This window comes from Pseudomonas atacamensis, assembly GCF_017167965.1.
Taxonomy (GTDB): domain Bacteria; phylum Pseudomonadota; class Gammaproteobacteria; order Pseudomonadales; family Pseudomonadaceae; genus Aquipseudomonas; species Aquipseudomonas atacamensis.
The window spans coordinates 4,703,101-4,729,715 of the sequence record NZ_CP070503.1 but is presented as its reverse complement, the minus strand read 5'-3'; the positions used below and the strand labels follow the sequence as shown (position 1 = coordinate 4,729,715).

Sequence of the window (26,615 nt, the reverse complement as noted above, 5' to 3'; positions counted from 1 at the left end):
ACGTTTTATGGAATGTGGACACTTGAGGTTTTGATCTAAATGAAGAGTCAAGACATTTTATTATTGTTCAAAATGGCCAGTCTGCACGCTCAGGAAGAGAACCTCATGGGGGAGATGGAGGCCGAATCGAATTCGGACAGGGTCGAAGAGCTGCTCAGGCCTTATGTCGTCAGCCGAATGACCGCAGGGCAAAGTGTGGGGAAGCCATTGGTCACCTATTCCACTGATGGGGAAGACACTCTCTTCCTGCGCCGCGAATTCGACTCGCCTTTCGCTGATGGGCCAGGTTGGGAGGGATGGGCGGAACCGGCATCTGATCCACCGCTGACAAGTTGGAGTGATCGGTACTCCTTACGTGCGCTGTCTGCCTCTCTCGGACTGAGCAAAAGCGAAGTCTCAAATGCTCTCGCCCGGTGCCGGGAATCTGGATTGCTCATTCATGATTACGACACCGGGCTTGCCAAAGTGCACCGCCGGGAACTGCTGAAAATTACCGAGCACGCGCTGAAGTACTTCTTCCCGGTCAAGCCTGGCGCGATGGTTCGTGGCATACCCACAGGTTTTGCAGCGCCTGCGCTGTCCAAAAGCATCAAGAGTGCGGGTGGTTTGATTCCGGTCTGGCCGGATGCGCAGGGAACCGAGCGAGGCCAAGCGATCGAGCCGCTTTACAAAACAGTGCCGGAAGCGGTGAAAAAAGACCGGATTCTTTACCACTATCTGGCGCTCGCTGATGCAATCCGTCTGGGTGGTCCGCGTGAGTGTGGTGTGGCAATCAGTATTCTGAAGGCAGGGATGGGGCTGAAATAACATGTCGTCAAACGCGGATCACAACTACGAACTCATTGAGTTCGTGGCTGGAGGCTTGGGCGAGGCGTTTCTCGCCGAAGTTGCTTTTGTTGGCGGTTGCACAACCGCCATGCTGGTTACAGATACAGCCGTGCTGGACGACATTCGTTTCACTGATGACGTTGATCTAGTGATCGAGTTGGCCGGTATCAGCGCCTGGAACCAACTCACCGAACGGCTGGCGGCCAAGGGATTCAAGATCACGGGTGAGGACGAGGTGAATTGTCGTTTTCGCTTCAATGACGTTGTCGTGGATGTTATGCCTTCCGACCCTGCAGTGCTCGGCTATGCCAACCGCTGGTTCGTCGAGGGGCTGGCGAGGGCGGATAAATTCACCCTGCCCAGCGGCACTGCCATCCAGATATTCCAGCCCGCGTATTTTCTCGCGACGAAACTGGAAGCTTTCGCCGGTCGGGGAAATGGCGATCCTTATCACAAGGATGTCGAGGATATGATCATCTTGATCGATGGTCGGCCTGAGCTGTTGGAGGAGGTGGTCCAGGCTGACAAGGACCTCAAGGCATTCATTACAGAGGGAGTCCAGAAGCTGATGGCGCTCGATGGGGTTGGCTACGTGATCGAAAGTTCAGGCTCGGTGCAGGCGAATCCAGGCAGAGGGCAGATTATTCACAGGCGTATGAAAGCGCTGGCCAGCGCATGAGATACCTCTCCCGATCAATCACTGGGCAAGCCAGCAGAGCAAATAATGACTATGCCGGAGCTACCTGTGAGGGTGACCGTGGTTTTTTTGTTGTCGCGGATGGCACTTCAAGGCGCGGCAGTGGACAGCTGGCTGAATGCTTCGTAAGCGGCATGTTGGCGGCTCATTCCACACAGTTGGAGCAGGGGGGCTATCCTGCAGAACCCGGAGCTATCGAGCGTCTATTGGGTTCAATACTGTCGGATTTTCATGCGTCGTTGCCTGCTGATCAGACGGGAGCCATCTGTTACCTGATTGGCTTGGTCGCTCATGGCCGACTCACCGTTGCATACGAAGGTGACTGTTCATGCGGGATTGTGACGCTGTTGGGAGCCATCGAGTGGATTACGCCTCCTCACTGCAAGGCCAATTGGCGGCGCGACCGTTCGCACTGTGAGTTGGCGCAAGATCCAGCTCGAAATTCAGTAACGCGATGCTTGAAGATCAATCGGGTTCCGAACCCTGACTTTGTTTGGTGTGAACTGGAGGCTGTTGAGCGCTTGGTATTTGTCACTGATGGCTTTTGGGCGGACTTGACGCAAGTCCAGCAAAGCAGTTTGTTGGCGGCGCCGGATAGCGACTTTAGCGTTGGCGACGATGATGTCACGTGGATAGATGTTCAGCTTGGCCAGCGCGACTGACGAGTTGCCTGAATCCAGCGCAACCCCTTGTAGGAGCGAGCCTGCTCGCGAAGGCGTAGTGTCAGTCGACGAATCTGTAAACTGACCCACCGCATTCGCGAGCAAGCTCGCTCCCACAGGGATTTTGGTGGCTGCTGGAATGTAAAAAGCCCCCGCAACTGTGAAGTTGCGGGGGCTTTTCTTGGTGCGCTTCAGATCACTCTTCAGCCACCGAATCCTTGCTCTGGCGCTTCTGAATCAGCTCCACCAAGCGCTTGGCCAGCGCTGGATAGTTTTCATCAAAGTGATGCCCGCCGGGCAGTTTCACCGCTTCACCCACAGCAGTCTTGTCCGTGCAGCCACTTTCATCGGTCTCTTCTTCACCATAGATGCACACAACCTTGGCCGCCGGCAGTTTGGCCATTTCCGGGCCGGTGGCGGCTTCTTTGCCGGCGTTACCCAACCAGCCTTCGACTTCGATTTCAAAGCTGCCGGTGCGGGCGAAGGCGAGCAGGATGATCGCGTCGACGCGCTGCTGTTCGTTTTCTGGCAGGCGGTTGTAGATCGCCGGGAGGACGTCAGCGCCGAACGAGTAGCCGGTGAGGATGAAGCGCTTGGTGCCCCATTTCTGCCGGTAGTGCTGCATCAGCTCGGTGAGATCCAGTGCACTCTGCTCCGGGCTCTTGTGCTGCCAGTAGTAGCGCAGGGTATCGATGCCGACCACCGGGTAGCCGATCTTGGCCATTTCCCCGGCCACGTCGCGGTCGAGGTCGCGCCAGCCGCCGTCGCCGGAGAGGAACAGGGTCACGGTGTCGTTGGCCTGACCGGCCGGCACTTCCACCACCGGGATCGCCAGGCCGCCGTTGGCCTTGTCGCCGCCGACGAGGATTTTGCGCAGTTCGTTGTTCAGCACTTGCGGCAGGTTGATGTCGTAGTCGCTGATGCTGGTTTCGGCGTTCGGCTGATCGCGGACGAAGCCTGCGCTGGCGTCGTCCGGGTTGTCGTTCCACGCCACCAGCCAGTGGCCGTGGGCGGCGGATTTCGGCAGCAGGTGGGTGCAGCCGGGTTTTTCCAGGGCCAGATCAACGGAGATGGCCTGGGCCTTGTCGTTTTTCTGTTCCGCCAGCCAGCGCCACGCCAGTACAGCGCCCGGGCCGATACCGCTGACCAGGGTGGCCGGGCCGTTCAGTTCGCGCAGGCCCGATTGCAGGGCGCGGCTTTGCAGCAGGCAGTCCTTGGGCAGGATCACCTGGACGATTTGCGCCGAAGCGCTGCGGCTGAGGGTGGTCAGTTGTTTCTCGGAGAGCTTCTGTTCGTCGGTGACGGCCACCAGCACCTGAGCCTTCGGCTTGTTGCCGGGGATCACGCGGGTCATGGCGGTGCCATCGGCGGGTTTCAGTTGTTCGACGGTCGGTTCCGGTGCCGGACGTTTGAGGTACCAGTAACCGCCGCCGGCAATCACGGCCAGCACCAGCAGGGCGGCCAGGATGTACTTCAGGGAGCGTTGAATCATCAGCGTTTCACCAATCCAGTCAAGCCGCCCGCGATCAGGGCAGCAGTGTCGGCCAGTGCCACGAGCGGATCGAGTCCGGCGGGCACGGCCATATAACGGGGTTCCCAGTCAGGCTGGAACTTGTCTTTGAAGCGGCGCAAGCCTTGGAAGTTGTACAGCTGCTCACCACGGCGGAAAACCATCGAGCCCAGGCGCTGGGTCAGCGGTGCGCCGCGCCGGGGTTGCAGCCCCGACAACGGCACCATGCCCAGGCTGAAGCGCGCGTATCCGTGACTCTTATAGTGTTGAATCAGGCCGACCATCATGAATTCCATGGTCAGCTTGGGCGCTTCCGGGTGCGCGCGCATCAGGTCGAGACTGGCCAGATCGTGGCTGTAGGTCTCGAGCAGATTGGCGAACGCCACCGGGCGGCCTTCGAAGCGAATCACCGCAATGCGGAAATGCTTCAGGTAATCGTCGCTGAAACGGCCGAGGGAGAAGCCTTTCTCACGCACGTTCTTGCCGGTCAGCCAGGCATCGGAAATCACCTTCAGCTCGTCCATCGGCGCTTGGCCCGGCTCATGGATTTCCAGCGACAGACCATCGCGGGTGCCACGGTTCCAGGTGTAGCGCAGGTCCTTCATCTCCTTGCCCTTGGCTTCCAGATCGAAGCGCAGCAGATCGACCCGGGCTTCTTCGCCGAGCTTGATCGCCGTCAGGCCGATGTCCATGTAGTACGGCAGGTTCTCCGCACGTACCTGATAGAAAACCGGGCGCGTATGGTGGATGTCGCAAAGGTCGCGGAACTGCCAGATCATTTCCGCACGTTGCTGGCTCGGCCCGATCGGGTCGTACAGCGCCACCAGACTGCGGCCACGACGGGCGTACATCAGGAACGCCTCATCGTTGGGATGAAACAGCAACGCCTTGTCACCGGTCAGCGCGAGGCCGCCGTCGGGTTGTGACGAGGCCATGAGGATTTTTGCCGCGCGATCCAGTTCGTCCGGCGTCGGCAAATGAATCACCGGGCGCGCGGTGCGCAGCAGCCAGGTCAGCGAGATTATTACCAGCAACACCGCCGCACCGAGCAGCGAGCGCAGACCGCGCGGCGCGTCAGCGTCGAGGGTGAACTGCCACCACAGCTGGTGGCTGTAGGGTACGTCCTGATAGGCAAACAGCAGCAACCAGGCCGAAGCGCCCAGCACGCAGAGACTGGCGACCAGATACAGCGGCGAAAACGGCAGTTCGGTCAAACGGCTCGGGCGATAGAAGGAGCGGCGGAACACGCCGAGCAGCGCGGCCGTAAACGTCATCAGCGTGGCTTCTTCCCAGTCGAAGCCTTTGAGTAGCGAGAGCAGGGCGCCGACCAGCAGCAGAATGACGGTCAGCATCCACGCCGCCGACAGGCGTCGGCGCAGACCTTGGGCGAGCAACAGACACAAAACGCCAATCAGGCTGGCGCCGAAATGCGACGCGTCGACCAGGCGATGCGGGATCAGAAAACCGATGTGTTCCAGACGAGTGTCGATTTCCGGTGTGGCGCCGGAAAACAGCAGCACCACGCCAGACAGAAACACCAGCACCGCCAGAACCGGCGCGGCCAGACCGGACGCGGCGCGCATGGTCTGGGATTGGAACAGGCGCTGGCCTTCGTTGATCAGCAGCAATACGCAAGCGACCAGCAGCGGCAGCACCACGTAGATCAGGCGATACAGCAGCAGGGCAGCGGCCAGCGGTGCGGCGCCAAGCTTGTCGGCAAACGCGGCGAGCAGAATCGCCTCGAACACACCGACGCCGCCAGGTACATGACTGAGGACACCGGCGGCGAGGGCCAGCAGGTACACCAGCAGGAACGGCGCAAACGGCGGCGCTTCCGGCAGCAACAAATACAGAACGGTGGCGGCAGCCGCGACGTCGAGGGCGGTGATTACGAGTTGAAGAAAGGTCAGGCGCCGACCCGGCAGACGCAGGGTGCGCCGCCCGGCACGGACCAGCAGATTGTCGGGGTAGGGTTGTTCCGGCAGACGACGGCGATAGATGCCGATCGCCAGCACTGCACCGAGGATCAGTACGCCAGCGGCGACCGAGCCGAGCAAGACTTCGGACAGTCCCAGCGCTTGCGAGGCGGCGGGCAGGTTGCTCAGGGTGGCCAGCGCTGCCAGTGGCGGCAAGGCGCAGCCCAGCGAGAGGCTGGCAAATAGCGTCATGTGCGCAACTTCCGACGCACCGACGCCCAGTCGCGCATATAAACGATAACGAACCGAGCCGCCGGACAGCAGCGACAGGCCGATCGCATTGCCGATCGCAAAAGCGGTGAAACCGCCGAGCGCGAGTGTGCGCGGCGGCAGTTTCACGCCAGCGTAGCGGCTGGCCGACCATTCATAGCCGAGCAGAATGATGAAACCGACCACGGTCGCGCCAATGGCGCCGAGCAGGGCCGGTTTCGGCACGTCGAGAATCGAGTCATGCAGCGCGTCGAGATCGAGCTCGGCGAGCAGATGGCGGCAGGCAATCAGGGCAATGGCAAACAGCAGCAACGTGACGGCCAGACCGATCGGCTGACGGTATTTGCTTAATCGATCCAGCCAGCGCAAACGCTCGGGTTTGATCGGTTGTTCTGCTGTAACGGTGTCTTGTGGATCAGACGAGTTGGCGCGCATCAATCACCTCTTGGATTGTGCGCGACAGGATGGAGGTATCCAGCCAAGTTACCAATCCCTGTAGAAAAAAATAATCACAAAATACTACGCCTCTCGTCGGGCATCGGCGAGGGCAGTTCCTGGATTGCAGAAGCCCTGTCTGCGACTCAAGCATAGTCGCAAGTCAGTGGTTCTGATGATCCCCAGCGGTTCACTGCACAGTGACAGATCATTGTTGCGAAAGGACTTTTTCAACAGATACAAAAAAGGCCACTCTTTCGAGTAGCCTTTTTTGATGTTTGGTTGCGGGAGCCGGATTTGAACCGACGACCTTCGGGTTATGAGCCCGACGAGCTACCAGACTGCTCCATCCCGCGTCTGTGTGGCGGCATTCTACAGGCGAACGACGAGGTGTCAACCGCTAATCCCGGAATGGGCCAAATAACTGCGAAATCGCGGCAAACGGTCGCAGGTGATGCGTAAGTTTCGGAAATGCAACGAATTGCCGTTTCGCTAGCGATTAAGCAGGGCGCCCGTTTGCAAAACAGACGCGCACAAAAAAGGCCACTCTTTCGAGTAGCCTTTTCTGATGTTTGGTTGCGGGAGCCGGATTTGAACCGACGACCTTCGGGTTATGAGCCCGACGAGCTACCAGACTGCTCCATCCCGCGTCTGTGTGGCGGCATTCTACAGAGGTTCGCGAGTGTGTCAACCGTCGATCTGGATAAATCTGTTCAGGTTCAAGCGCTTAGCGTCTTTTCGCGGCGGTTGGCTGGTGCGCAGGGCAGGTAGCGCAAGGCTTTCAGCTCTATTGCACCTTGATCTGTGATTGAAAAAATAAATTCAGCGGAAATCTCCTACGGTCGGAAAAGAACATTCAACCACTGGTGCTATATACAGGTGCCAATGAGATACTGCCGCTCCGGCTTTCCACGTTGTCTTTTTCCGACATGACCCAGCGAAAAATCATCCACATCGACTGTGACTGTTTCTACGCCGCCATCGAGATGCGCGATGATCCGCGTCTGGCCGGCAAGCCGTTGGCGGTGGGTGGTTCGGCGGATCGACGCGGGGTGATCGCCACCTGCAATTACGAAGCGCGCGCCTATGGTGTGCGCTCGGCAATGGCTTCCGGGCATGCATTAAAGCTGTGCCCGGACCTGACCATCGTCAAGCCGCGCATGGAGGCTTATCGCGAAGCGTCAAAGGAGATTCATACGATCTTTGCCGACTACACCGACCTGATCGAGCCGCTTTCGCTGGACGAGGCCTACCTCGATGTGTCGGACAGCGCGCACTTCGGCGGCAGCGCCACGCGCATCGCTCAGGACATTCGTCGCCGGGTCTCCAATCAGTTGCACATCACCGTTTCCGCAGGCGTTGCGCCGAACAAGTTTCTGGCGAAGATCGCCAGCGACTGGAAAAAACCCAACGGTTTGTTCGTGATCACCCCGGATCAGGTCGAAGAGTTCGTCAGTGGTCTGCCGGTGAGCAAGCTGCACGGCGTCGGCAAGGTCACCGCCGACAAGCTCGGCAAGCTTGGCATCGTTGACTGCCAGCACCTTCGCGAGTGGGGCAGGCTGGCGCTGGTGCGCGAATTCGGCAGCTTCGGCGAGCGCTTGTGGAATCTTGCCCGTGGGATCGATGACCGTCTGGTGCACAACGACAGCCGCCGTCAGTCGATTAGCGTGGAAAACACCTACGACGTGGATCTGCCGGACTTGCGCAGCTGCCTGGACAAATTGCCCGAGCTGCTCGATACCCTGAAAACCCGCATGGCCCGAATCGACAGCAGTTATCGACCGGGCAAGCCGTTCGTCAAAGTCAAATTTCATGATTTCACCCAGACCACGCTGGAGCAGGCCGGGGCAGGGCGTGACCTTGGCAGTTACCAGTTGATGCTGACGCAGGCGTTCAATCGCGGCGGCAAACCGGTGCGGTTGTTGGGGGTGGGGGTGAGGCTGGAGGATTTGCGCGGCGGGTTTGAGCAGATGGAGTTGTTTGAGCGGTAGATTCGCGGCGCCTGGCAGGGCCTCTTCGCGAGCAGGCTCGCTCCCACAGTTAGAATGCATTCCTCTGGGGGAGCGAGCCTGCTCGCGAAGCTTTTAAGCTTTAATTCGGTCCCGGATCTGCAACCAGGCGCCCGGCATCCTTGGCCAGAGACTTGAGAAACTCAGTCTGCAACTCAGGATCATTGCGGGTCAGTTCGATCAGGCTTTGTTCCAGTTCGCTGGCTTCTTCTTCCAGGCCCAGCTCCGACAGGCGTTTGACCCGGTGTACCCACTGGCTCACCTCATCATCTTCCAGGTCGTCATAAATCAGCCCGTGCGCCTCGATCAACTTGCCGCGCAGGTGGCCGCTGAGCATCAGGGTCGAGTCGGTATGCACGTCGTCCTTGGCGTCTTCGACACTGATCTGCAAGCGGCCAACATGGTTGAGGTCATGTTCGGCGAAAGGGCTGTCGAGCAGATTCAAGCGCAGCACGCCGTTGCGGTCGGTGGTCATGTCGAATGTCTGCTTGCCGGCCTTGACCTGCACCGGTCGTTCGCTCCACGGCAGGCTCGAATACTCCGTGCGCTTGTCGCGCTGGACTTCATCGATGCCCGCGAGGTTCTGCTGCGCGCGACCGTTGGACTGCACGTTCATGAACGGGTTGAGCCCGGCGAAACCGTAGCTCAGCCAATCCCGGGTGACGCTGTCCGGCAGGTTACCGAGAGCGAACACGTTGACCACGTTCGCACCGACACCACCGACCACGGCCACCGCGCCCAGCGGAATCTCGTAGACTTCGCGCCAGGGTTGGTAAGGCGTGTAGCGGTCGTAACGACGGGTGACCTCGAACTCGGTGACTTCGAAAGTCTTCTGCTCGTTGATCTTCACGCGTCGCTGCGGCAGCTCGAGCACCTTGGGCTCGCCGACATCGATCTGCAGGCTGTGATCGAGCAGTTTTCGCTCGACCCGCTCTTCGTGCTCGCTGCGTTGCGACATGTGATTGGCGCAGCCGCTGACCAGCAGGGCGCCGCACAGGGCGGCGCCACCGAGGCCTAAGGTGTTTCGCTTGAACATGACGTCTCTATCTGGTTTCAGCGGCGGATACGGGCCTGAAGGAAGGACACAACATCGGCCACCGGCAGTGCTTGCGCCTCTGCTTCGGAACGACTCTTGTATTCCAGGTTGCCTTCGGCGAGGCCGCGGTCGCTGACCACGATCCGGTGGGGAATGCCGATCAGCTCCATGTCCGCAAACTTGATGCCCGGGCTGGTTTTCTTGTCGCGATCGTCCAGCAGCACTTCGAAGCCGGCCGCCGTCAGTTCGGCGTACAGCTTGTCGGTGGCTTCGCGCACCTGCTCGGTTTCATAGCGCAGCGGTACCAGAGCAATCTGGAACGGCGCCAGGGTGTCGCTCCAGATGATGCCGTTGGCGTCGTTGTTCTGCTCGATGGCAGCAGCCACCACGCGCGATACGCCGATGCCGTAGCAACCCATTTCCAGGGTCACCGGCTTGCCGTTTTCGCCCAGCACTTCGCACTTCATCGCCTTGCTGTACTTGTTGCCCAGCTGGAAGATGTGGCCGACTTCGATGCCGCGCTTGATTTCCAGCGTGCCTTTGCCGTCCGGGCTTGGGTCGCCGGCGACGACGTTGCGCAGGTCGGCAACGGTCGGAACCGGCAGATCGCGCTCCCAGTTCACGCCGAAGTAGTGCTTGTCGTCGGTGTTCGCGCCAATGCCGAAGTCGCTCATCATCGCGACCGAGCGGTCGATGATGATCGGCAGTGGCAGGTTCAGCGGGCCGAGCGAACCAGCGCCGGCGCCGATCGCGTCACGCAGTTCGGCATCGGAGGCCATCACCAGCGGGCTGGCCACGCCAGGCTGGTTGGCAGCCTTGATTTCGTTCAGTTCGTGGTCGCCACGAATCACCAGCGCGATCAGCTTGCCTTCTTCTTCGGCGTGGACGATCAGGGTCTTGATGGTCTTTTCAATCGGCAGATTGAATTTTTCCACCAGCGCCGCGATGGTCTTGGTGTCTGGCGTATCGACCAAGCGCAGTTCTTCGGTTGGCGCAGGACGCGAGGTTTCCCGTGGCACCGCTTCGGCTTTTTCGATGTTCGCCGCGTAGTCGGAGCCGTTGCTGAAGACGATATCGTCTTCGCCGGACTCGGCCAGCACGTGGAATTCGTGGGAGCCGGCGCCGCCGATGGAGCCGTTGTCGGCTTCTACCGGACGGAATTTCAGACCCAGACGCGTGAAGATGTTGCAGTAGGCTTCATGCATGCGGTCGTAGGTGACCTGCAGCGACGCCTGATCAGCGTGGAAGGAGTAGGCGTCCTTCATGATGAATTCGCGGCCGCGCATCAAACCAAAGCGCGGGCGGATTTCGTCGCGGAATTTGGTCTGGATCTGGTACAGGTTGATTGGCAGCTGTTTGTAGCTGCTCAACTCGTTGCGCATCAGATCGGTGATCACCTCTTCGTGGGTCGGGCCCGCGCAGAAATCACGACCGTGGCGGTCTTTGATGCGCAGCAGCTCAGGGCCGTATTCTTCCCAGCGCCCCGATTCCTGCCACAGCTCGGCCGGTTGGGTGCTCGGCATCAACACTTCCAGAGAACCGGCAGCGTTCATTTCTTCGCGAACGATGGCTTCGACCTTGCGCATGACTCGCAGGCCCATCGGCAGCCAGGTGTACAGGCCCGAGGCAAGCTTGCGGATCATGCCGGCGCGCAGCATCAGCTGGTGGCTGATCACGACCGCGTCGGAAGGCGTTTCTTTCTGTGTGGCGAGCAAAAATTGACTGGTGCGCATGGTTGGCCGTTGTCGGTTGCTATGACTGGAAATGACGGAGCAGTGTACCGGCGAGTTTTGCTGACGTACAGAAGTGTGGCCGGCGGAAGGCGCCAGCGGCGGGATTCCTCCCGCCATTGGCGAAGCGTCCTACGATTCTTCGGTGACGGGCGTCGGTGCAGGCTCGGGCGTCGGTGTCTGCCCTTCGCGGCGGCGCTCCTGGAACCAGTGCAGCGCGATCAGTAGCAGCGTCGGTACGCCGAGCAGGGCGGTAATGAGGAAGAAGCTGTGATAACCGAACTTCTCGACCAGCACGCCGGAATAGCCGCCCATCAGGCGCGGCAGCAGCAACATGATCGAGCTGAGCAGGGCGTACTGCGTTGCGGAAAACTTCAGGTTGGTCAGGCTCGACAGGTAGGCAACGAACGCCGATGTCGCCAGGCCCGAGCTGAAGTTGTCGAGGGAAATGGTCACCACCAGCATCTGCAGGTTCGGGCCCATGTCCGCGAGCATGACGAACAGCAGGTTGGTCGCTGCCGAAGACACACCGCCGATAAACAGGATCGGCAGAATGCCGAAACGCACGATCAACAGGCCACCCATGCCGGCGCCGACGAGGGTCATGATCAGGCCGAAAATCTTGCTGACACTGGCGATCTGATCCTTGGTGAAACCCTGGTCGATGTAGAACACGTTGGCCATCACGCCCATTACCGTGTCCGACATGCGATAGGTCGCGATCAGGCCCAGCAGCAACAGCGCCTGCCAGCGATAACGCAGGATGAAGTCATTGATCGGCGTCAGTACCGGCGCCAGTCCGCGCCGGCCCATGGCCGACAGGCACATCCCCGTCAGCAATATGTAGAGGATGGCGCGCAGAAAGGCGCGATCTTCGAGGAGCAGGTCGAGCGGGCTCATGTCGCCAAACAGCACGCCGGCAAAATCCGTGTTGTACAGCTGGGTGAACATCGCCGGCACGGAAACCAGCAAAACGATCAGCACGAACACCGACATCAATTGATGCATGAACGTGTAGCGCCCGGCCTGCAACTGCGTGCGCAGCGGCACCGGTGGTTCGCGCATGAACAGCGTAGTCAGCAGTGCGGGCACCATCAATGCGCCAAACAGTACATAGGTGCCGGTCCACGCCGCGTGCTTATAGTTGAAGCCGGTTGAGCCGAAACCTTCGGCGAAGAACAGCGCGCCGGCGGTGGCGAGCAGGGCAGCAACACGATAACCGGACATGTAGCTGGCGGCGAGGGCGGCCTGGCGGCTGTCATCGGCGATTTCCAGGCGATAGGCGTCGACCGCGATATCCTGCGTGGCCGAGGCGAAGGCGACGACGACGGCAATGGCGATCAGCCAGGACAAATGTTTTTGCGGATCACAGAAGCCCATGCCGATCAGCCCGAGAATCACCAGTGCCTGGGAGAGCACCAGCCAGGAACGGCGGCGGCCGAGCTTGCCCAGCAAGGGCAGGCGCCATTGGTCAAGCAGGGGCGACCAGACCCATTTGAACGCATACGCCAGGCCGATCAGGCTGGCATAGCCAATGGTTTCACGGGCCACGCCTGCTTCACGCAGCCATACGGAGAGCGTCGAGAACACCAGCATGTACGGCAGGCCGGCGGCAAAACCGAGCAACAACAGCACGAGCGTCGAAGGACTGGCATAGGCGGCGAGCGCGGCGCGCCAGGTTTTACGGGGCATGGGCTGAAGTCTGCCTCAAAATTGCGAAAACAAAGCGCGCACTCTAACCGCTGTGCTCTACCGGACGCCAGCCATGGCGCCGAATATCCACACGATTGTTCTGGACGGTGATGCCTTCCATACGCAATCGCGCACGTTGTTCATCACCGGAGGGGCTGCCGACCGGCAGACTGATGCGCCCGCCGGCGCCGAGTACGCGGTGCCAGGGCAGCCTGGTGTCGCCAGGCAACTGGCTCAAAGTCCGCCCGACCCAGCGCGCGGCGCGGCCCAGCCCGGCAAGTTCGGCCAACTGGCCATAACTGACGACTTTGCCTTCAGGCACTTGCGCGAGCGTCGAGTAGAGTGCCGTGCGTCGGATTTGCGCATCATTTTCGACGCTGTCGAGCGGGTCTTTCACGTACGCGGCTCCTGAGCATTGGCGTGATGATGGCGACAAGGGTAATCGCTCGTGGCGCAATTGAGAAATGAACTCAATTGAAATAGTCCGGTCAGTCCTTGTCATGGGCAAAATCCTACGGATAATGCCGACCCTTTTCGCCAACTCCGAGCCCCCGATCTGCTTATGTTCCCCAGAACCCTGTTGTGCCTTGCTGTTTTCAGCGCGTCCACGCCCCTGCTTGCCGACACCGTCTGGTTGAAAAACGGCGACAAGCTGAGTGGCACTATCACGGTATTCGACGGCGGCAAGCTGTTGATCCAGACCAAATACGCCGGCGCAGTGGCGATTGACTGGAAAGAGGTCAAGACCCTCGACAGCGATCAGCATCTGCTGGTCAAGCAGGACGCCTATGCCGGCGAAGTGTCGAAGTCGCTCACCGCGGCCGACGATGGCAAGGTCACCCTGGCCAACGGCGAGGAGCCGAAGACTGTCGAATTGGCGAGCATTCAGCAGATACTCAAGCCCAAGCCGATCGTCACCGACCTGGTGTGGAAGGGCAACGTCGATCTGGCGCTGGACTATCAGCGCGCCGAAAAGGACACCGACGATTACGACGTTGCCTTCAAGACTTCTGCTCGCCATGGCCGCTGGCGGCATACCGGCGAGGGCGAGTACAACCGCGAAGTCCAGGATGCGGAAACCACCACCAACAACTGGCGCGCCGAATATTCCCTCGACCGTTTCCTCACCGATCAGTGGTTCTGGCAGGGGCGCATCAACTACAAGCGTGATCACATCGAAGAGCTGGCGCGTCAGCGTGTGGTCGGTACCGGTCCGGGCTACCAGTTCTGGGACGACGAACTCGGCGCGTTCTCGCTGGGTTCGTTGCTCAACCGCACCGACTATGAATACCGCGATGGCAGCAAGGACAACTTCTATTCCGTCGCGATGAAGTGGGACTACAACCGTTACCTGATCGGCAAGAAGGTCGAGTTTTTCACCAATGGCGAAGTCGGCAAGCCGCTCTCGGGCGTTGCCGATTACGCACTGGATGCCGAGCTGGGCCTGCGCTACAAGGTCACCGACTGGGCGTCGCTCAACCTCAAGGCCGAGCGCGACATCATCAGCGGCACCAACGATGCGGATCTGAACAAGACCCGATATACCGCAGGGTTTGGTGTGGCCTGGTAAAAGCACAAACGAAAAATCGCAGCCTTTCGGGTTGCGATTTTTTTTGCCTGAACAAAACAGGCGCCCACAAAAAAGCCCCGCTTTTAAGGGCGGGGCTCTTTTCTAAAGAAGCTACAAGTTAGATAACTTGTACTTCTTCAGCTTGCATGCCTTTCTGACCGCGGGTAGCGATGAAAGAAACCTGTTGGCCTTCTTTCAGGCTTTTGAAGCCGTCGGATTGGATAGCTTTGAAGTGAACGAACAGGTCGTCACCGGATTGTGGAGTGATGAAGCCGAAGCCTTTTTCATCGTTGAACCACTTAACGGTACCGGTTTGGCGATTAGACATGGTGTAACTCCTTGAACAAAGATAACTGCGACTCAGGAAAAACCCTGGCCGAGACTGAGTGCAAAGAGCAGGAAAAATTCTTGTAGATGGTTGGATCGAAATTCAACATATCGTGTAGAGATTCTCAGTGACACAAGCAACACAGTGACGCCACCTTAACCCTTTTTCCGGAACGTGCCAATGTTTCTTGCAAAGGATTCTGTGTTTTAGGGATCGGCGGTGCGACGGTTCGTCGCCACAGCGCGTAAATACGGGGTGTTCGCCGAGAATTGCGTTGCGCACTTTGATCGCGGCGACGCGCCCGGTAAGATGCCGGACAGAATTTTTCCACCTCGCTATTCAGGACAAACCCGCCATGAGCATCAAATCGGACAAGTGGATTCGCCGCATGGCGCAGGAACACGGCATGATCGAACCGTTCGTCGAGCGCCAGATGCGCGGCAGCGACGACAGCCGGGTGATTTCCTACGGCGTGTCGAGCTACGGCTACGATGTGCGTTGCACCAACCACTTCAAGGTGTTCACCAACATCAACTCGGCCATTGTCGACCCGAAGAACTTCGACGCCGGCAGCTTCGTCGACATCCACAGCGACGTCTGCATCATTCCGCCGAACTCCTTCGCCCTGGCCAGCACCGTCGAGTACTTCCGCATTCCGCGCAACGTGCTGACCATCTGCCTGGGTAAAAGCACCTACGCGCGCTGCGGCATCATCGTCAACGTCACTCCGCTCGAGCCTGAGTGGGAAGGTCATGTGACCCTGGAATTTTCCAACACCACCAACCTGCCGGCGAAAATCTACGCCAACGAAGGTGTGGCGCAGATGCTCTTCCTCGAATCCGATGAAGAATGTGAAGTTTCCTACAAGGATCGTGGCGGCAAATATCAGGGCCAGCGTGGCGTAACCTTGCCGCGTACCTGATCGACCATCTGACGGATGTCGGGAATTCTTTGGCGGGCAGACACTCTATGGGGTGTACTGCCCGTTTTTGTTACACACAAATTCGGGCCTTCACTGAGGAGTGCCCTATGAAGATCGACCCGCGAATCAGCGCTGAACTGGCAAGGCTTGAGCCCAATCAGATAGGCGTTCTGGCCTGGTCGTTACTGGCGAATCCGTCTTTGAGCCTGTCCGGCGGCGTGCCCGGCCAGCCCGATCCCGATACTCCCAACGAACAACCGACCGAACCAGGCGAACCGACCCTGCCGGACGAACCGCCTCCGGCGCCTGTCGCCTGACCCACTGTCATGAATATGGCCCGTCAGCCTGATCGATTTGCGATCTAGCTGACGGGCCATATTTCGTTGTCGCCGATCACGAAGACCTTGCAACTGTCGTCCCGCTCGACCTGATAGCCACCGGTAAACGCACCGAATGCCGGCATCAGGCTGATGCGCTCACCGAGTCTGAAACAAGCCAGGCGCAGACTCTGCCGACCTTTGCCATGCAGCCGATAGACCGGGTGAACGTGGCCGGCGAGCACGTGCCGTTCCGGATGCGCATCGGGCTCATGCTGCAAGGCAAACGGCCCGAGTAACAGCGGTTCTGGCACCACGCGGATATTCAGCGAGGCCGGCGGGTCGCCTGCGCGTTTATCATGGTTGCCGCGAATCAGCGTCATCGGCAGGTCAGCGTGCCGCGCTCGCCACTCTGCCAGCGCATTCAGTGTGGTCGGGACATGGGAACCAGGCCCATGCAGAAAATCCCCGAGAAAAATCAATTGGCGACACGGCAGCCGCGCCAGCAATGCGTCGATCACCTCGATGTTGCTCGCCGTCGTGCCATGCGGCACCGGCTGGCCGAGGCTGCGATAGGCCGCCGCCTTACCGAAGTGCACATCGGCGATCAGCAATGCTTCCTGCGCTGGCCAGTACAGGGCTTTCTCCGGCAGCAGCCACAACTCCTCACCGGCCAAACGCACTGGGTACGCACTCACGACGATTTTCCGTTATCAGCGGTTTTTTCCAGGTCACCGACCATTCTTCTGATCCTGTCAGCCAGTTTTTCCGAACTCATGCTCTCGCGCATCCGCTCCACCAGCAGCGGAAAACCCAACGGTGTAGGACGTTTAACCTGATGCACGTCCAGTTTCATCTGATTGATGCGCTCCAGTGTCTGTTCCAGGCGGCGAATATCCAGTTCTTCGCGTAGGACTTCTTCCCCGGCCTGGGCCAGCAGCAGGTTGTCGGCGTCATATTGTTTGAACACCTGGAAGAACAAGCCACTCGACGCCTGCACCTGGCGGGTGCTTTTCGGTGCGCCCGGATACCCGGCGAACACCAGCCCGGCGATCCGCGCGATTTCGCGAAAGCGGCGCAACGCCAGTTCACCGGCATTGAGGCTGGCCAGCACGTCCAGCAACAAGTCATCGGCGTTGAACAGGTGAGCGTCGAGATGCGTGGCCCAATCCACCGGCGTGGCGCTGAGCAGTTCCAGGCCGTAATCATTCACGGCAATCGAGAAGGTCACCGGCTGGCGCTGACTGACGCGCCACGCCAACAGGCTCGCCAGTCCCAGATGCACTTGGCGCCCGGCGAACGGATAGATGAAAAGGTGCCAGCCCTCGCGGGATTTCAATACCTCGGCCAGCAGGTTTTCCGTGGTGGGCAAGCCGGACCAGCGTATCTGCGTCTCCAGCAGCGGCCGCAGCGCGTGCATTTCCGGGCCGTTGAACTGACCTTGAGCAGCGGAGCTGAAGCGCGTCACCACTGCTTCGGCCAGTTCGTTGGATAACGGCATGCGCCCGCCATTCCAGCGCGGCACGGCGGCTTTTTTTGCGGTGCTGCGTTTGACGTAGGCGGTCATGTTTTCCACCCGCACCAGCTCCAGCAAGCGCCCGGCGAAGAGGAAACCATCGCCGGGTTTCAGTCGCGCGATAAAGCCTTCCTCGACGCTGCCCAGTTGTTTGCCGCCGCCTCCCTTGCTCCAGAATTTCAGGTTGATGCTCGCGTCGCTGACGATGGTGCCGATGCTCATACGATGGCGCCGCGCCAGACGCGCATCCGGCACACGCCAGACGCCGTGTTCGTCCGGCTCGACCCGGCGGTAATCCGGATACGCTGTAAGAGACATCCCGCCATGGCGTACGAACGCCAGCGCCCAGGCCCAGTCTGCCGCTGTCAGGTCACGATAAGCCCAGGCACCCCGGACTTCTTCGTACAAGTCTTCAGGAATAAACCCACCTCCAAGGGCCATGCTGACCAAATGCTGGACCAGCACATCCAGCGGCTTGCGCGGTGACAGACGCGGCTCGATGCGCCGCTGTTCGACGGCATCGCGTGCGGCGACCGCTTCGATCAGCTCCAGGCTGTGGGTCGGCACCAACGTCACCCGCGAGGTGCGCCCCGGCGCGTGGCCGGAACGCCCGGCACGTTGCATCAAGCGCGCGACGCCTTTCGCCGAGCCGATTTGCAATACGCGCTCGACCGGGAGGAAATCCACACCCAAGTCCAGGCTTGAGGTACACACCACCGCTTTCAATTGACCATTCTTTAATGCCTGCTCGACCCAGTCGCGGGTATCGCGTGACAGTGAGCTGTGGTGCAGCGCGATCAACCCGGCCCAGTCCGGCCGCGCTTCCAGCAGCGCCTGATACCAGATCTCCGATTGCGCGCGGGTGTTGGTGAACACCAGGCTGCTGGCGCAGGCGTCGAGCTCGGCCACCACTTGCGGCAGCATCTTCAGACCGATGTGGCCGGCCCAGGGAAAACGCTCGATGGCCGGTGGCAGCAGGGTGTCGACTTGCAGGGTTTTTTCGCTTTTGCCCTGAACACTGACGCCGCCGCCCTGTGGGATCAGCACTTGCTCGGCGTGGGATTGATTACCGAGGGTGGCGGACACGCCCCAAACGATCAGATCGGGCTGCCAATGACGCAGGCGGGCGAGAGCCAGTTGCAGTTGCACGCCGCGTTTGTTGCCGAGCAACTCGTGCCATTCATCGATGACGATCATGCGCAGGCTCGACAACGCGGTGCGCGCATCGGCGCGGGCCAGTAGCAGAGTCAGGCTTTCCGGTGTGGTGATCAGCGTCGTTGGCAGACGCCGGCCCTGGCGGGCGCGTTCGCTGCTGCTGGTGTCGCCGGTGCGCAGGCCGATGCTCCACGGAATCTGCAATTCATCGACCGGGCTTTGTAAAGCGCGGGCGGTATCGGCGGCAAGAGCGCGCATCGGCGTGATCCACAGCACCGTCAACGGCTCGCCCGGCGGTTTGCGTTTGCGCGGTGTAGCCACGGGCGGTTGCAGGCGGGCGAAGCGGTTGAGCGTAGCAAACCATACCGCATAAGTTTTGCCGGCGCCGGTGCTGGCGTGGAGCAATCCGGACTCGCCGTTTTTCACCGCCGCCCACACCTGTTTCTGAAAGGCGAACGGCTTCCAGTCGCGGGCGCTGAACCAGGTTTTTGCAAAGTCGGGGGATTTCGCCATGCCGGCTGCGTGCGCTCTGGAGGTGTTGTTTCAGAGACAGCGAAGCGGGGGGACAAGTTTAACTTTATCGGTCGGTGGATTCCCCCGGTGGGAGCGAGCCTGCTCGCGAATGCGATGTCTCATTCAACATTGATGTTGATTGATAAACCGCTTTCGCGAGCAGGCTCGCTCCCACACAGGGCGGGGGCCAACCTTACTTAAGATTGCCGCTGAGGAACTGCTTCAGCCGTTCGCTTTTGGGATTGCCCAGCACGTCTTCCGGCGCACCTTCTTCTTCCACCAGACCCTGATGCAGAAACAGCACCTGATTCGACACCTTGCGCGCAAAACTCATTTCATGGGTAACCATGATCATAGTCCGACCTTCTTCGGCCAGACCCTGAATCACTTTCAGCACTTCGCCGACCAGTTCCGGGTCGAGTGCCGAGGTCGGTTCGTCGAACAGCATCACTTCCGGTTCCATCGCCAGTGCCCGGGCGATCGCCACGCGCTGTTGCTGGCCGCCGGAGAGAAACGCCGGGTATTGATCGGCGACCCGCGCTGGCAGGCCGACCTTGTCCAGATACCGCCGGGCGCGATCCTTGGCTTCCTGTTTACTGCAACCGAGCACCCGGCGCGGGGCCATGGTGATGTTTTCCAGCACCGTCATGTGGCTCCATAGGTTGAAATGCTGGAACACCATCGCCAGCCGCGTGCGCAGGCGTTGCAGTTCATCGGCGTCGGCGACGTGCATGCCGTGCCGGTCGGTGACCATGCGGATCGCCTGGCCATCGAGGCTCATGGCGCCGTCATTCGGTTGCTCGAGGAAATTGATGCAGCGCAAAAAGGTGCTTTTACCCGAGCCGCTGGCGCCGATCAGGCTGATCACGTCGCCGGTTTTGGCCTTGAGCGAAACGCCTTTGAGCACCTGATGATCGCCATAGCTTTTGTGCAGGCCTTCAACGGTCAGTTTGTACATGGACGAGCATCCTCAAGGCGAAAGTAGGTAGCCGCTGCGATAGGCTTCGGCGCCCGCGACGTGGGCGATGACCATGCCGGCAGTGGCCATGCGCCGCAGCGAGCGCGCATACAGCAGGCCGGCGGCGGTGCAATGAATGGGGGTGACCTTGTCGTGGACCGGGTCGATGATTTCGGCGATCTGCTGGCCGGCTTCCAGGTATTGGCCGGGTGTCGCGCAGTACACCAGCAGGCCGCCGACTGGCGTGGTCACCGGTTCGACCCCGGCCAGCGGCGTGGCCGGGTACGGCAGTGGCGGTTGCGGCTTGGTCTCGCCGACGATGGCATCGAACTGGATCAGATAGTCGATCAGCGCCTGACAATCGCGGCTGGCCAGCGGGTGATTGACGTCGCCCTGACCGCGCAATTCGACGGTCACCGAGAAGCTGCCCAGCGGAATCTCGAATTGCTCGCCGAAGCGCTCGCGCAGTTGCCACCAGAGCAGGGTGAAGCACTCGTCGAACGACTGCCCGCCGGAATCGGTAGCGAGCAGACTGGCCTGGGCTTCGATATAGCGTGCCAGCGGCTCGACCTGCGGCCAGGCTTCAGGCGTGGTGTACAGGTGCACCACCGATTCGAAGTCGCAGTGCAAGTCCAGCACCATGTCGGCATCGCAGGCCAGGCGTTGCAGGGTCAAACGCTGGGATTGCAGTTGTGTGGCCGGCGTCTGGCGGGCGAGGGCGTCGCGCAGGCTGGCACGGATCAGTTCGAGGTTGTGCTGCGCATCGTCGTCCAGCTGGCCTTCGATGGCGTTGCCGATTTCTTCGCTGAGGTCGACGAACCAGCGATTGAAGTTCTGCCCACTCTCCAGGTCGTAACGGCCCAGCGGCACGTCCATCAGCACTTGTTCGAGGCCGACCGGGTTGGCCACCGGCACGAGGACGATTTCGCTGCGCAGGCGGCCGGCAGCTTCCAGCTCGGCCAGACGCTGCTTCAGGTGCCAGGCGACCAGCATGCCGGGCAGTTCGTCGGCATGCAGCGAGGCCTGAATGTACACCTTGCCCTTGGCCTGCTGTGGGCCGAAGTGGAAACTGTGAATCTGCCGTGCGGTCCCCGGCAGCGGGGCCAGCAAGTCATGAATCTGGTGGCGCATTGTTATCTCTTTATTTTCAAACCGGTGCTAGTGAGTCGGCCCGAGGAAGGCCAGCCAGCGGCGTTCGGCAAGGCGGAACAGACCGACCAGCGCAAAAGTAATGGTCAGGTAGATCAGCGCGGCGATGCCGAATGACTGGAAGGTCAGGAAGGTCGCCGAGTTGGCATCCCGCGCGACTTTCAGAATATCGGGAATGGTCGCGGTGAACGCCACGGTCGTCGAGTGCAGCATCAGGATCACTTCGTTGCTGTAGTAAGGCAACGAGCGGCGCAATGCCGACGGCATGATCACGTAGGCGTACAGCTTCCAGCCGGTCAGGCCATAAGCCTTGGCCGCTTCGACTTCGCCGTGGTTCATGCTGCGAATCGCCCCGGCAAAAATCTCCGTGGTGTACGCGCAGGTATTGAGCGCGAAAGCGAGGATCGTGCAGTTCATCGCGTCACGAAAGAAACTGTCGAGGATCGGCTGCTCGCGCACGGCGGCGAGGCTGTAGATGCCGGTGTAGCAGATCAGCAACTGGATATACAGCGGCGTGCCACGGAACAGGTAGGTGTAGAACTGCACCGGCCAGCGAATGTAGAAGTGCGGCGAGACGCGGGCGATCGACAATGGGATCGAGACGACGAAGCCGATGCAGATCGACGCGGTCAGCAGCCACATCGTCATCGCCAGCCCGGTGATGTTCTGGCCGTCGGTATAAAGGAAGGCGCGCCAATATTCCTGGAGAAGTTCGATCATCGTACGGCCTCCCGGGCACCGGCGGCGTAGCGGCGTTCGAGCCAGCGCAGGATGAAGTTCGAAGCACTGGTGATCAGCAGATAGATCAATGCGGCAAGGACCAGAAAGTAGAACAGTTGATAAGTGCTTTTACCGGCGTCCTGCGCTGCCTTGACCAGATCGGCGAGGCCAATGATCGACACCAGCGCGGTGGCCTTGAGCATGACCATCCAGTTGTTGCCGATGCCCGGCAGGGCGAAGCGCATCATTTGCGGAAACACCACAAAGCGAAAACGCTGGCCACGTTTGAGGCCATACGCGGTGGCGGCTTCGACCTGACCACGCGGCACCGCGAGGATGGCGCCACGGAAGGTCTCGGTGAAATACGCGCCATAAATGAAGCCCAGCGTCAGCACGCCGGCGCTGAACGGGTCGATTTCGATGTATTCCCATTCCATGTAATCGGTGAGCGACGTCAGCCAGGTTTGCAGGCTGTAGAAGATCAACAGCATCAGCACCAGATCCGGCACGCCGCGAATCAGCGTGGTGTAGAGCTGCGCGGGCAGGCGCACCAGTTTGACTTTCGACAGTTTGGCACTGGCGCCGAGCAGGCCGAGCAACACGGCCACCAGCAGCGACATCGCCGATAATTTGATGGTCATCCAGGTGCCTTGCAGCAGCAACGGGCCGAAGCCCTGCAGACTGAACGAGGCCAGCCCCAGATTTTGCAGGAGGGTTTCAAACATAAATCAGCAACCTGAGCGGATGGAAAAGGCGCCCATCGAGGATGGGCGCCGGGGCATTATTTGCCGCTGTACAGATTCAGGTCGCCAAAGTGTTTCTTTTGAATCTCGGCGTATTTGCCGTCGTCGTGTAACGCTTTGATACCTTTATCCAAAAGTGCTTTCAGCTCAGTGTTACCTTTCTTGATACCGATAGCGGTTTTCGACGGCAGCAATTCGCTGTCGACCGGCTGGCTGACTTCGTAACCTTCGCCTTTCGGCGACTTGAGGAAGCCCAGTTCGGCTTGCAGCATGTCCTGGATGGCTGCGTCGAGGCGGCCGGAGGTCAGGTCGGAATACACCTGATCCTGGTTCTGATAGGCCTGGGTTTTCACACCGGCCTTGTCCAGCACGGCTTTGGCGTAGGCTTCCTGAATGGTGCCTTGCTCATAGCCAACGGTCTTGCCCTTCAGCGACGCGACGTCTGCGCTCAGGCCGGAGCCTTTCTTGAACACGTAAGCGGTCGGGCCGGAAAACAGTTCGCTGGAGAAGTCGATGACCTTCTCGCGCGCCGGAGTCACGGTCATCGACGAGATCACGCCATCGAATTTGTTGGCCTTGAGGCCCGGAATCATGCCGTCGAAATCGCTTTCAACCCATTTGCACTTGACCTTCAGTTCGGCGCAGATCGCGTTGCCCAGATCGATATCGAACCCGACCAGGCTGCCATCGGCCGCTTTCGACTCGAACGGTGCGTACGAAGGGTCAACGCCAAAGCGCAGCTCTTTGTATTCCTTGGCCAGCGCGGAGCCGGCGGCCATGCACAACGCCAGTGCAGAAAGGGTCAGCAATGCTTTTTTCATTATTCAATCCCTAAGAACCAATATGAGCGCTTGTGGCGCAGAATTATTGTTACTGCAACGCTTACGACCTATAGAAAGTAGCAATTTCCGAACCAGAGTGCCGAACAGGTGTTTTAAAAGGTCGAGTGCAGAGAGGCAAGGGTAGTTGAATGCCCGGAAATGGGCATTGCTGTTTGCATGCACTGTTTCGGTTCAAGCGCGTGGCCCGGAGCAGTTGAAACTGTGGCGAGGGGCTTATCCCCGATCGGCTGCGCAGCAGGTGCAAAAACCTGAGTGCACGATTTCAGGGGGAAATTGCCGGGGGCCGCTGCGCAGCCCAGCGGGGATAAATCCCCTCGCCATAGGATTCTGCGATGTGTCGAGAATGAATCAGGCCAACAAGTCTTGCAGAGTCGCGAGGCTGTCGGCTTCTTCGACGGTCTTGTCCTTGCGCCAGCGCAGCATGCGCGGGAAGCGCACGGCGATGCCGCTCTTGTGCCGGCGCGACAGGGCGATGCCCTCGAAGCCGAGTTCGAACACCAGGCTCGGCTTGACGCTGCTCACCGGGCCGAATTTTTCCACCGTAGTCTTGCGCACGATGCTGTCGACCTGGCGCATTTCTTCATCGGTCAGCCCCGAATAGGCCTTGGCGAACGGCACCAGCGAGCGCTGGCTGGATTCCGGCGGGCCGTCCCACACGGCGAAGGTGTAATCGCTGTACAGGCTGGCACGACGGCCGTGTCCGCGCTGGGCATATATCAGTACCGCGTCGACGCTGAACGGGTCGACCTTCCACTTCCACCACACGCCCATGTCCTTGGTCCGGCCGACGCCATACAGCGAATCGCGCGCCTTGAGCATCATGCCTTCGACGCCGAGTTTGCGCGACGCTTCGCGCTGGCGGCCAAGGTCGAACCAGTCCTCGCCGGTCAATACCGGGGAGGGCAGCAGTACCGGGCTGTTGCAGCGCGCGATCACCTCTTCGAGTTGCGCACGGCGCTTGACCTGTGGCTGGTTGCGCCAGTCTTCGCCCTGCCATTCCAGCAGATCGTAAGCCAGCACCACCACCGGCACTTCTTCGAGAATCTTCTTGTCGAGCGTCTTGCGACCGATGCGTTGTTGCAGCAGGGCGAACGGTTGCACGGCCGGCGGCTCATCGGAATGCGGATCGAAGGCATCTTCAGTAGTCGGATGGGTGCTCTTCCACACGACGATTTCGCCGTCGATCACCGTGCCGTCGGGCAAGCCGTGCACGAGCACATCGAACTCGGGGAAGCGCTCGGTCACCAGTTCCTCGCCGCGCGACCACACCCACAGCTTGCCGTCGCGCTTGACCACTTGCGCGCGAATACCATCCCACTTCCATTCCACCTGCCAGTCGCTGGCCGGGCCGAGCAGAGCTTCGAATTCCTCGACCGGTTGCGCCAAGGCGTGGGCGAGAAAGAACGGGTAGGGCTGGCCGCCGCGCTGGGCATGTTCGTCGGCGGACTCCGGGGCGATGAGTTTCAGGTAACTGGCGGCGTTGGGCCGGTTCGACAGATCGGTGTAACCGACCAGACGCTGAGCCACGCGTTTGCTGTCGAGGCCGGCCATTGAGGCGAGGGCGCGGGTGACCAGCAACTTCGACACGCCAACGCGGAAACTGCCGGTGATCAGCTTGATGCACAGCATCAGGCTCGGCCGGTCCAGTTGTGCCCACAACATTGGCAACTGGCGCGCCAGATACTCCGGCGTTTCGCCGCGAAGTGGCAGCAGCTTTTCTTCGATCCATTCGGCAAGACCGGCCTCGGAGCTGTGGGAATTTTCTGGCAGCACCAGAGAAATGGTCTCGGCCAGATCGCCGACGGCTTGGTAGCTTTCTTCGAACAGCCATGGCTCCAGTCCCGAAACTGCGACCGCCAGCTCACGGAGGATGCGCACCGGTACCAGTTGCCGAGGCCGGCCACCGGAGAGGAAATACACCGCCCATGCGGCATCTTCCGGCGCGGCCTGCGCGAAATACGCCTGCATCGCCGCCAGCTTGGCGTTGCTCGACGTGGTGGCGTCGAGTTCGGCATATAACTCGGCGAAGGCTTTCATGGGGAAGTCTCGGCAACGGTGGGTTCGGTGGCGATGTTGTCGTCTTCGTCATCGCCGTATTCAGTGGTGAAGCCTTGTGCATCCAGGCCCTGCTCGCGCAGATGGCGCACGAGCACGCCGATCGAGCCGTGGGTGACCATCACCCGTTCCGCGCCGGTCTGGTGGATCGCCCACAGCAGGCCGGGCCAATCAGCGTGATCGGAAAGGACGAAACCGCGATCGACGCCGCGCCGCCGCCGCGTCCCGCGCAGGCGCATCCAGCCGCTGGCAAAGGCATCGCTGAACTCGCCGAAACGACGCGTCCAGGTACTGCCGCCTGCTGACGGCGGAGCAATGACCAGCGCCTGGCGCATGATCGGGTCGCTTTTTTTTACGTCGCCCGCATAGATCGTCGGCGGCAGGTACACGCCGGCATCGCGGTAGACCCGGTTCAGCGGTTCGACCGCGCCGTGGCTGAGGATCGGGCCAAGGGTTTCGTCGATGCCGTGGAGAATCCGCTGCGCCTTGCCGAAGGAATAGCAGAACAGCACGCTGGCCTTGCCGGCGGCGATATTGGCCGCCCACCACTGATTGATCTCGGCGAAGATCTGCGCCTGCGGCTGCCAACGATAGATCGGCAGGCCGAAGGTCGATTCGGTGATGAAGGTGTGGCAGCGCACCGGTTCGAATGGGGTGCAAGTGCCGTCCGGCTCGACCTTGTAATCGCCCGATGCGACCCAGACTTCGCCGCCGTATTCGAGCCGTACCTGCGCCGAACCGAGGACATGCCCGGCGGGGTGAAAGCTCAGGGTCACGCCGTGGTGGGTGAGGCGCTGGCCGTAGTCAAGTGTTTGCAACTGGATGTCCTGACCCAGACGCGCGCGCAGAATCCCGGCGCTGGCGCTGCTCGACAGGTAGTGCTGATTACCGGTGCGCGCGTGATCGCCATGGGCATGGGTGATCACCGAACGCTCGACCGGCCGCCACGGATCGATATAGAAATCCCCGGCGGGGCAGTAGAGACCTTCAGGTCGGGCAATAACAAGATCCATGTCGTGACCGGAATGGGGGGCTTGTTAGC

At 60.4% G+C, this 26,615-nt stretch carries 23 protein-coding genes and 2 tRNA genes; 7 read left to right on the top strand and 18 right to left on the bottom strand.

Annotation, left to right across the window (positions count from 1 at the left end; genetic code table 11):
- Nucleotides 1-39: 39 nt before the first annotated feature.
- The 3 genes from JWU58_RS21590 to JWU58_RS21580 are packed head-to-tail and all read left to right on the top strand — an operon-like array spanning nucleotide 40 to nucleotide 2,187.
- Nucleotides 40-807, top strand: a complete 768-nt coding sequence (locus tag JWU58_RS21590) for a MarR family transcriptional regulator (RefSeq protein WP_123442999.1) — start codon at nucleotides 40-42, stop codon at nucleotides 805-807.
- Between the two features lies 1 nt (nucleotide 808).
- Nucleotides 809-1,507, top strand: a complete 699-nt coding sequence (locus JWU58_RS21585) for a hypothetical protein (RefSeq protein WP_123442998.1) — start codon at nucleotides 809-811, stop codon at nucleotides 1,505-1,507.
- Nucleotides 1,504-2,187 (top strand): serine/threonine protein phosphatase, encoded by a 684-nt coding sequence (locus tag JWU58_RS21580; protein ID WP_206420957.1) that lies wholly within the window; start codon nucleotides 1,504-1,506, stop codon nucleotides 2,185-2,187. The genes JWU58_RS21585 and JWU58_RS21580 overlap by 4 nt, the downstream gene beginning before the upstream one ends.
- 196 nt (nucleotides 2,188-2,383) lie before the next feature.
- On the opposite strand, the gene JWU58_RS21575 is transcribed toward JWU58_RS21580, so the two are convergent.
- The 4 genes from JWU58_RS21575 to JWU58_RS21560 form a co-directional block, all read right to left on the bottom strand.
- Nucleotides 2,384-3,679 (bottom strand): virulence factor family protein, encoded by a 1,296-nt coding sequence (locus tag JWU58_RS21575; protein WP_206420956.1) that lies wholly within the window; start codon nucleotides 3,677-3,679, stop codon nucleotides 2,384-2,386.
- Entirely contained in the window at nucleotides 3,679-6,318 is a 2,640-nt protein-coding gene (gene mprF, locus JWU58_RS21570; RefSeq protein ID WP_206420955.1) for a bifunctional lysylphosphatidylglycerol flippase/synthetase MprF, read from the bottom strand. The genes JWU58_RS21575 and mprF overlap by 1 nt, the downstream gene beginning before the upstream one ends.
- A 279-nt stretch (nucleotides 6,319-6,597) precedes the next feature.
- Nucleotides 6,598-6,674 (bottom strand) — tRNA-Met (locus JWU58_RS21565).
- A gap of 217 nt (nucleotides 6,675-6,891) precedes the next feature.
- A tRNA-Met gene (locus JWU58_RS21560) sits at nucleotides 6,892-6,968 on the bottom strand.
- Nucleotides 6,969-7,247: 279 nt separating this feature from the next.
- Here JWU58_RS21560 and dinB point away from each other — a divergent pair.
- Entirely contained in the window at nucleotides 7,248-8,309 is a 1,062-nt protein-coding gene (gene dinB, locus JWU58_RS21555) for a DNA polymerase IV (protein WP_076567795.1), read from the top strand.
- Between the two features lie 100 nt (nucleotides 8,310-8,409).
- On the opposite strand, the gene JWU58_RS21550 is transcribed toward dinB, so the two are convergent.
- The 4 genes from JWU58_RS21550 to JWU58_RS21535 form a co-directional block, all read right to left on the bottom strand.
- Nucleotides 8,410-9,363 (bottom strand): hypothetical protein, encoded by a 954-nt coding sequence (locus JWU58_RS21550; RefSeq protein ID WP_206420954.1) that lies wholly within the window; start codon nucleotides 9,361-9,363, stop codon nucleotides 8,410-8,412.
- A gap of 17 nt (nucleotides 9,364-9,380) precedes the next feature.
- A complete protein-coding gene (locus JWU58_RS21545) occupies nucleotides 9,381-11,096 on the bottom strand; it encodes a proline--tRNA ligase (protein WP_206420953.1) in 1,716 nt (571 codons plus the stop codon).
- A gap of 129 nt (nucleotides 11,097-11,225) precedes the next feature.
- A complete protein-coding gene (locus tag JWU58_RS21540) occupies nucleotides 11,226-12,785 on the bottom strand; it encodes an AmpG family muropeptide MFS transporter (protein ID WP_024011895.1) in 1,560 nt (519 codons plus the stop codon).
- Nucleotides 12,786-12,828: 43 nt separating this feature from the next.
- Nucleotides 12,829-13,182 carry an MGMT family protein gene (locus JWU58_RS21535; RefSeq protein ID WP_071174585.1) on the bottom strand — a complete coding sequence of 118 codons (354 nt, stop codon included), beginning with the start codon at nucleotides 13,180-13,182 and terminating at the stop codon, nucleotides 12,829-12,831.
- Between the two features lie 165 nt (nucleotides 13,183-13,347).
- On the opposite strand from JWU58_RS21535, the gene JWU58_RS21530 reads away from it, so the two are divergent.
- Entirely contained in the window at nucleotides 13,348-14,355 is a 1,008-nt protein-coding gene (locus JWU58_RS21530) for a DUF481 domain-containing protein (RefSeq protein WP_016771390.1), read from the top strand.
- Nucleotides 14,356-14,473: 118 nt separating this feature from the next.
- Here JWU58_RS21530 and JWU58_RS21525 read toward each other — a convergent pair whose 3' ends face one another.
- A complete protein-coding gene (locus JWU58_RS21525; protein ID WP_002554837.1) occupies nucleotides 14,474-14,683 on the bottom strand; it encodes a cold-shock protein in 210 nt (69 codons plus the stop codon).
- Between the two features lie 355 nt (nucleotides 14,684-15,038).
- Here JWU58_RS21525 and dcd point away from each other — a divergent pair, with 355 nt between their 5' ends.
- Nucleotides 15,039-15,605: a dCTP deaminase gene (gene dcd / locus JWU58_RS21520; RefSeq protein ID WP_007940589.1), complete on the top strand. Its 567-nt coding sequence runs from the start codon at nucleotides 15,039-15,041 to the stop codon at nucleotides 15,603-15,605.
- A gap of 107 nt (nucleotides 15,606-15,712) precedes the next feature.
- Nucleotides 15,713-15,922: a hypothetical protein gene (locus JWU58_RS21515; RefSeq protein WP_016771389.1), complete on the top strand. Its 210-nt coding sequence runs from the start codon at nucleotides 15,713-15,715 to the stop codon at nucleotides 15,920-15,922.
- A 44-nt stretch (nucleotides 15,923-15,966) separates the two neighbouring features.
- Here the strand turns inward: JWU58_RS21515 and pdeM are convergent, their stop codons facing one another.
- From pdeM to JWU58_RS21470, 9 genes are all read right to left on the bottom strand, one after another.
- The gene (gene pdeM / locus JWU58_RS21510) at nucleotides 15,967-16,620 is read right to left on the bottom strand and encodes a ligase-associated DNA damage response endonuclease PdeM (RefSeq protein WP_016771388.1); all 654 of its coding nucleotides are present in this window, start codon (nucleotides 16,618-16,620) and stop codon (nucleotides 15,967-15,969) included.
- On the bottom strand, nucleotides 16,617-19,106 hold the full coding sequence (locus JWU58_RS21505) for a ligase-associated DNA damage response DEXH box helicase (RefSeq protein ID WP_206420952.1): 2,490 nt from the start codon (nucleotides 19,104-19,106) through the stop codon (nucleotides 16,617-16,619). The genes pdeM and JWU58_RS21505 overlap by 4 nt, the downstream gene beginning before the upstream one ends.
- Nucleotides 19,107-19,299: 193 nt before the next feature.
- Complete coding sequence (locus JWU58_RS21500) at nucleotides 19,300-20,064, bottom strand: ABC transporter ATP-binding protein (RefSeq protein WP_206420951.1); 765 nt, start codon at nucleotides 20,062-20,064, stop codon at nucleotides 19,300-19,302.
- A gap of 12 nt (nucleotides 20,065-20,076) precedes the next feature.
- Nucleotides 20,077-21,195 carry a succinylglutamate desuccinylase/aspartoacylase family protein gene (locus JWU58_RS21495; RefSeq protein ID WP_206420950.1) on the bottom strand — a complete coding sequence of 373 codons (1,119 nt, stop codon included), beginning with the start codon at nucleotides 21,193-21,195 and terminating at the stop codon, nucleotides 20,077-20,079.
- 27 nt (nucleotides 21,196-21,222) lie between these two features.
- Entirely contained in the window at nucleotides 21,223-21,933 is a 711-nt protein-coding gene (locus JWU58_RS21490) for an ABC transporter permease (RefSeq protein WP_016771384.1), read from the bottom strand.
- Nucleotides 21,930-22,658 carry an ABC transporter permease gene (locus JWU58_RS21485; protein WP_016771383.1) on the bottom strand — a complete coding sequence of 243 codons (729 nt, stop codon included), beginning with the start codon at nucleotides 22,656-22,658 and terminating at the stop codon, nucleotides 21,930-21,932. Before JWU58_RS21485 ends, JWU58_RS21490 begins: the two co-directional genes overlap by 4 nt.
- Nucleotides 22,659-22,714: 56 nt before the next feature.
- Entirely contained in the window at nucleotides 22,715-23,497 is a 783-nt protein-coding gene (locus JWU58_RS21480) for a transporter substrate-binding domain-containing protein (RefSeq protein WP_024011901.1), read from the bottom strand.
- Between the two features lie 369 nt (nucleotides 23,498-23,866).
- Nucleotides 23,867-25,555 carry an ATP-dependent DNA ligase gene (locus JWU58_RS21475; RefSeq protein ID WP_197890316.1) on the bottom strand — a complete coding sequence of 563 codons (1,689 nt, stop codon included), beginning with the start codon at nucleotides 25,553-25,555 and terminating at the stop codon, nucleotides 23,867-23,869.
- On the bottom strand, nucleotides 25,552-26,586 hold the full coding sequence (locus JWU58_RS21470) for a ligase-associated DNA damage response exonuclease (protein ID WP_206420949.1): 1,035 nt from the start codon (nucleotides 26,584-26,586) through the stop codon (nucleotides 25,552-25,554). Before JWU58_RS21470 ends, JWU58_RS21475 begins: the two co-directional genes overlap by 4 nt.
- Between the last annotated feature and the right edge of the window lie 29 nt (nucleotides 26,587-26,615).

What these genes read in the sequence shown, in the direction of transcription:
- JWU58_RS21590 (WP_123442999.1), top strand. Translation starts at nt 40, where the DNA reads ATGAAGAGTCAAGACATTTTATTATTGTTCAAAATGGCCAGTCTGCAC.
- JWU58_RS21585 (WP_123442998.1), top strand. Translation starts at nt 809, where the DNA reads ATGTCGTCAAACGCGGATCACAACTACGAACTCATTGAGTTCGTGGCT.
- JWU58_RS21580 (WP_206420957.1), top strand. Translation starts at nt 1,504, where the DNA reads ATGAGATACCTCTCCCGATCAATCACTGGGCAAGCCAGCAGAGCAAAT.
- JWU58_RS21575 (WP_206420956.1), bottom strand. Translation starts at nt 3,679, where the DNA reads ATGATTCAACGCTCCCTGAAGTACATCCTGGCCGCCCTGCTGGTGCTG.
- mprF (WP_206420955.1), bottom strand. Translation starts at nt 6,318, where the DNA reads ATGCGCGCCAACTCGTCTGATCCACAAGACACCGTTACAGCAGAACAA.
- dinB (WP_076567795.1), top strand. Translation starts at nt 7,248, where the DNA reads ATGACCCAGCGAAAAATCATCCACATCGACTGTGACTGTTTCTACGCC.
- JWU58_RS21550 (WP_206420954.1), bottom strand. Translation starts at nt 9,363, where the DNA reads ATGTTCAAGCGAAACACCTTAGGCCTCGGTGGCGCCGCCCTGTGCGGC.
- JWU58_RS21545 (WP_206420953.1), bottom strand. Translation starts at nt 11,096, where the DNA reads ATGCGCACCAGTCAATTTTTGCTCGCCACACAGAAAGAAACGCCTTCC.
- JWU58_RS21540 (WP_024011895.1), bottom strand. Translation starts at nt 12,785, where the DNA reads ATGCCCCGTAAAACCTGGCGCGCCGCGCTCGCCGCCTATGCCAGTCCT.
- JWU58_RS21530 (WP_016771390.1), top strand. Translation starts at nt 13,348, where the DNA reads ATGTTCCCCAGAACCCTGTTGTGCCTTGCTGTTTTCAGCGCGTCCACG.
- JWU58_RS21525 (WP_002554837.1), bottom strand. Translation starts at nt 14,683, where the DNA reads ATGTCTAATCGCCAAACCGGTACCGTTAAGTGGTTCAACGATGAAAAA.
- dcd (WP_007940589.1), top strand. Translation starts at nt 15,039, where the DNA reads ATGAGCATCAAATCGGACAAGTGGATTCGCCGCATGGCGCAGGAACAC.
- JWU58_RS21515 (WP_016771389.1), top strand. Translation starts at nt 15,713, where the DNA reads ATGAAGATCGACCCGCGAATCAGCGCTGAACTGGCAAGGCTTGAGCCC.
- JWU58_RS21505 (WP_206420952.1), bottom strand. Translation starts at nt 19,106, where the DNA reads ATGGCGAAATCCCCCGACTTTGCAAAAACCTGGTTCAGCGCCCGCGAC.
- JWU58_RS21500 (WP_206420951.1), bottom strand. Translation starts at nt 20,064, where the DNA reads ATGTACAAACTGACCGTTGAAGGCCTGCACAAAAGCTATGGCGATCAT.
- JWU58_RS21495 (WP_206420950.1), bottom strand. Translation starts at nt 21,195, where the DNA reads ATGCGCCACCAGATTCATGACTTGCTGGCCCCGCTGCCGGGGACCGCA.
- JWU58_RS21490 (WP_016771384.1), bottom strand. Translation starts at nt 21,933, where the DNA reads ATGATCGAACTTCTCCAGGAATATTGGCGCGCCTTCCTTTATACCGAC.
- JWU58_RS21485 (WP_016771383.1), bottom strand. Translation starts at nt 22,658, where the DNA reads ATGTTTGAAACCCTCCTGCAAAATCTGGGGCTGGCCTCGTTCAGTCTG.
- JWU58_RS21480 (WP_024011901.1), bottom strand. Translation starts at nt 23,497, where the DNA reads ATGAAAAAAGCATTGCTGACCCTTTCTGCACTGGCGTTGTGCATGGCC.
- JWU58_RS21475 (WP_197890316.1), bottom strand. Translation starts at nt 25,555, where the DNA reads ATGAAAGCCTTCGCCGAGTTATATGCCGAACTCGACGCCACCACGTCG.
- JWU58_RS21470 (WP_206420949.1), bottom strand. Translation starts at nt 26,586, where the DNA reads ATGGATCTTGTTATTGCCCGACCTGAAGGTCTCTACTGCCCCGCCGGG.